The sequence below is a fragment of the Actinoplanes sp. NPDC051633 genome, from assembly GCF_040681735.1.
Classification (GTDB): Bacteria; Actinomycetota; Actinomycetes; order Mycobacteriales; family Micromonosporaceae; genus Actinoplanes.
Map to the genome: position 1 here is coordinate 1 of NZ_JBFAZH010000802.1, position 3,625 is coordinate 3,625.

Genomic DNA, 3,625 nt, shown 5'->3' on the forward strand with positions numbered 1-3,625 from the left:
CACCCGGGGCGCCGGCACCTCGCTCGCGGGTGTGCTGCGGCAGGCCGGGACGGTGGTCACCGAGGCCGGGGCGGTGCGGCCGGTCGCGCCCGAGGTCGCGCGGGTGGCCGCGGGTCTGGTCGGCGACGCGGGGCGGGCATCGATCGTCTACCGCCCGGACGGGGTGCGGGTGCTCGTGCAGTCCTCGTCGTGGGTCGAGCCGCCCAAGATCGCCGGGGGAGAGGTCACGCTGGAGAAGGTGCGCGGCTGGGGTGTCCTGTTGCGCGCCGATCTTCCGTACGCGATGCCCGAAACGCCCTTCACCCCGCGCGAGACCGACGTCCTGGAGTTCCTCCGGCAGGGCCTCACCTACCGCGAGATCGCCACCCGGCTGGCGCTGTCGCCGAAGACGGTGGAGAAGCACGTCGGCGCGATCATGCGCAAGACCGGCGCGTCGAACCGGACCGCGGCCGTGGTGACGGCGCTGGACAACGGCTGGCTGGGCATGGGGGATTCACCCCATACCCGGACCGGGGGACCCGTGGCTTGACTGGGCGCATGCCCGTCGTGCCCATGAAGGAGATCCTCGACCGCGCCCTCGCCGAGCGCTACGGCGTCGGCGCCTTCAACATCATCAACGACCTGAGCATCGAGGCGGTCCTCGCCGTGGCCGTCGAGGAACGCGCCCCGGTCATCCTGCAGACCTCCGTCAAGACCGTGAAGCAGTACGGCCGCGACCAGCTCTTCGGCATCTTCCAGGCGCTGATGCGCGGCGTCGACGTGCCGGTCACCCTGCACCTCGACCACTGCCCCGACCGCGCGGTCATCTCCGACTGCCTGGCCGGCGGCTGGAACTCGGTGCTGTTCGACGCGCACGAGCTGGACGTCGCCGAGAACCTGCGGCAGACCACCGAGGTGGTCGCCGAGGCGCGGAAGACCGGCGCGCACGTGGAGGGCGAGATCGAGGGGATCCAGGGCGTCGAGGACGACATCGGCTCGGACGAGGCTTCGAAGATCCAGTCGCTGGAGGTGGCGGTCGACTTCATCCGGAGCACCGGCGTCGACTGCTTCGCGCCGGCCATCGGCAACGCGCACGGCCAGTACAAGCAGGCGCCGACGCTGGACGCGCAGCGGGTCAGCGACCTGGTCGCCGCGACCGGCGTGCCGATGGCCCTGCACGGCGGCACCGGCCTGTCCGACGAGCAGTTCACCGACCTCATCGCACGCGGCTGCGCCAAGGTCAACATCTCGACCGCGCTCAAGGAGAGCTTCATGAAGTCGGGGCTCGAGTCGCTGCAGGACGCGGCCGAGCGCCGGAAGTGGGACCCGCCGACGCTGTTCAAGCACCAGCGGGCCGCGGTGATGGAGATGGCGCGGCAGCACATCCGGCTCTTCGGCGGCGCGGGGCGGGCGTGGTGAAGGGGCGGGCGCTGGTCTTCGACTGCGACGGGGTGCTCGCCGACACCGAGCGCTACGGCCATCTGCCGGCCTTCAACGCCACCTTCGAGCGGTTCGGCCTGCCGGTGCGGTGGAGCGAGCAGGAGTACGGCGAGAAGCTGCGGATCGGCGGCGGCAAGGAGCGGATGGCCAGCCTGTTCGAGGACCCCGCTTTCGCTTCGGCGGTCGGCGGCTCCGACCGTACCCAACTGCTCTCGACCTGGCACAAGGCGAAGACCGCGGCGTTCAAGAAGCTGGTGGCCGAAGGCCGCATCCCGCCCCGTCCGGGCATTGCCCGGATCATCGAGGCGGCGCTCGCGGAGGGCTGGACCGTCGCGGTGGCGTCGACGTCGGCGGAGGAGTCGGTGCGCGCGGTGCTGCAGAACGCGGTCGGCTCGCTGATCGAGAAGATCCCGGTCTTCGCCGGTGACGTGGTGCCGGCCAAGAAGCCCGACCCGGCCATCTACCGCCTGACCGTCGGGGAACTCGGATTGTCCACTGCGGACACGCTGGTGATCGAGGACTCACGCAACGGGCTGCTGGCCGCGACCGGTGCGGGGCTGCGTTGCCTGGTGACGGTCAACGGATACACCCGCGACGAGGACTTCAGCGAGGCCGTACTCGTGGTCTCGGAGCTGGGCGACCCCGGTCGCCCGCCGATCGAGGTGCTGGCGAACCGCGGCGCCGCAACACCGGGCGACTTCCTGACGCTCGACGACCTGCGTAGGACTTTGGAGGGGGCCCGATGAGCCTGTCGAGAACGGAAGGGGTGGTCCGCACGATCGCCGAGACCGCGATCGAGAACGAGAAGTACTTCGGCGATCTCGACTCGGTCGTCGGCGACGGCGACTTCGGATACTCGCTGGCCCGCGGCTTCGAGAAGCTCCTCGAGGGCTGGGACGACCTGGACCGCAGCAGTCCCGGGACGTTCCTCAAGCGGACCGGCATGGTCATCGCCTCCCGCATCGGTGGCACCTCCGGGCCCCTCTGGGGAACAGCGTTCATGCGCGCGGGCGCGGCGGCGGGCGACGACACCTCTCCGGACGTCGTCGCGATGCTGCGGGCGGCGATCGAGGGCATCAAGGCGCGCGGCCAGTCCGACGTCGGCGACAAGACGCTGCTGGACGCGCTGGTGCCGTTGACCGACCGCCTCGAGTCGTCGCTGAGCGAGGGCGCTTCCGCGCAGGAGGCGGTCCGGGCGGCCGCGGTGGCGGCCCGGGAGGCGGCGGATGCCACCAGCGAGATGGTCGCGAAGCGGGGGCGCGCGTCGTACACCGGCGAGCGCAGCAGGGGATCGGTCGACGCCGGCGCTGTCGCGGTGGCCGTCATCACCGAACGGATCAGCGAAACCTGGCAGAACGAAGGAGCGGCGTCGTGAAGAAGTTCGTGAACGATCCGAAGAATTTCGTACCGGAGATGCTCGAGGGCATCGCCCTGGCCAACCCCGACACCCTCAAGTACGTGCCCGCCTACAACCTCATCATGCGGGCCGACGCGCCCGACGCCGGCAAGGTGTCGATCGTGCAGGGGTCGGGCTCCGGCCACGAGCCGGCGCACGTGATGGCGGTCGGCAAGGGCATGCTCGACGCGGCCTGCCCGGGTGACGTGTTCGCCGCGCCACCGATGGACTACGTGTACGAGACCGCGAAGCTGCTCAACTCGGAGAAGGGCGTGCTGCTGCTGGTCAACAACTACACCGGCGACCGGATGGCCTTCGACATGGGCAAGGAGATGGCCGAGGCGGACGGCGTGCGGTGCGAGATCCTCACGATCAACGACGACGTGGCCGTGCAGGACTCCACCTACACGGTCGGCCGGCGTGGCGTGGCCGGCAACTTCTTCGTCATCAAGGCGGTCGGTGCGGCGTCCGAGCAGGGCGCCGACCTCGACGAGCTGCTGCGGATCGGCCGCAAGGTCAACGACGTCACGCGGACCATGGGGGTCGCGCTCACGGCGTGTACGCCACCGGCGAAGGGCTCGCCGCTGTTCGACCTGGGCGGCGACGAGATGGAGTTCGGCGTCGGCATCCACGGCGAGCCGGGACGTGAGCGTCGCAAGCTCGCGACGGCCGACCAGATCGTCGACGACCTGCTCGGCGCGGTGGTCCCGGACCTGCCGTACCGGTCCGGCGACCGGGTCGCCCTGATGATCAACGGCTTGGGGGGTACGCCGATCAGCGAGCTGTACATCCTCTACCGCCACGCCCACC

5 protein-coding genes are annotated in these 3,625 nt (G+C 70.5%); all 5 read left to right on the forward strand.

What is annotated here, in order from left to right; translation table 11 throughout:
* Positions 1–529: response regulator transcription factor (locus AB0M20_RS32290; protein ID WP_364304118.1), on the forward strand; the 529-nt coding region annotated here is incomplete at its 5' end.
* Positions 530–537: 8 nt separating this feature from the next.
* A complete protein-coding gene (locus AB0M20_RS32295; RefSeq protein ID WP_364304119.1) occupies positions 538–1,398 on the forward strand; it encodes a class II fructose-bisphosphate aldolase in 861 nt (286 codons plus the stop codon).
* Complete coding sequence (locus AB0M20_RS32300; protein ID WP_364304120.1) at positions 1,392–2,165, forward strand: HAD-IA family hydrolase; 774 nt, start codon at positions 1,392–1,394, stop codon at positions 2,163–2,165. The genes AB0M20_RS32295 and AB0M20_RS32300 overlap by 7 nt, the downstream gene beginning before the upstream one ends.
* Positions 2,162–2,794 carry a dihydroxyacetone kinase subunit DhaL gene (dhaL, locus tag AB0M20_RS32305; RefSeq protein ID WP_364304121.1) on the forward strand — a complete coding sequence of 211 codons (633 nt, stop codon included), beginning with the start codon at positions 2,162–2,164 and terminating at the stop codon, positions 2,792–2,794. Before AB0M20_RS32300 ends, dhaL begins: the two co-directional genes overlap by 4 nt.
* Positions 2,791–3,625 (forward strand): dihydroxyacetone kinase subunit DhaK (locus tag AB0M20_RS32310; RefSeq protein ID WP_364304122.1); only part of this gene is annotated, 835 nt, incomplete at its 3' end. The genes dhaL and AB0M20_RS32310, both read left to right, overlap by 4 nt.

Bases quoted from the DNA above. Each gene is read 5' to 3' on its own strand.
- AB0M20_RS32295 (WP_364304119.1), top strand. From the start codon at position 538: ATGCCCGTCGTGCCCATGAAGGAGATCCTCGACCGCGCCCTCGCCGAG.
- dhaL (WP_364304121.1), top strand. From the start codon at position 2,162: ATGAGCCTGTCGAGAACGGAAGGGGTGGTCCGCACGATCGCCGAGACC.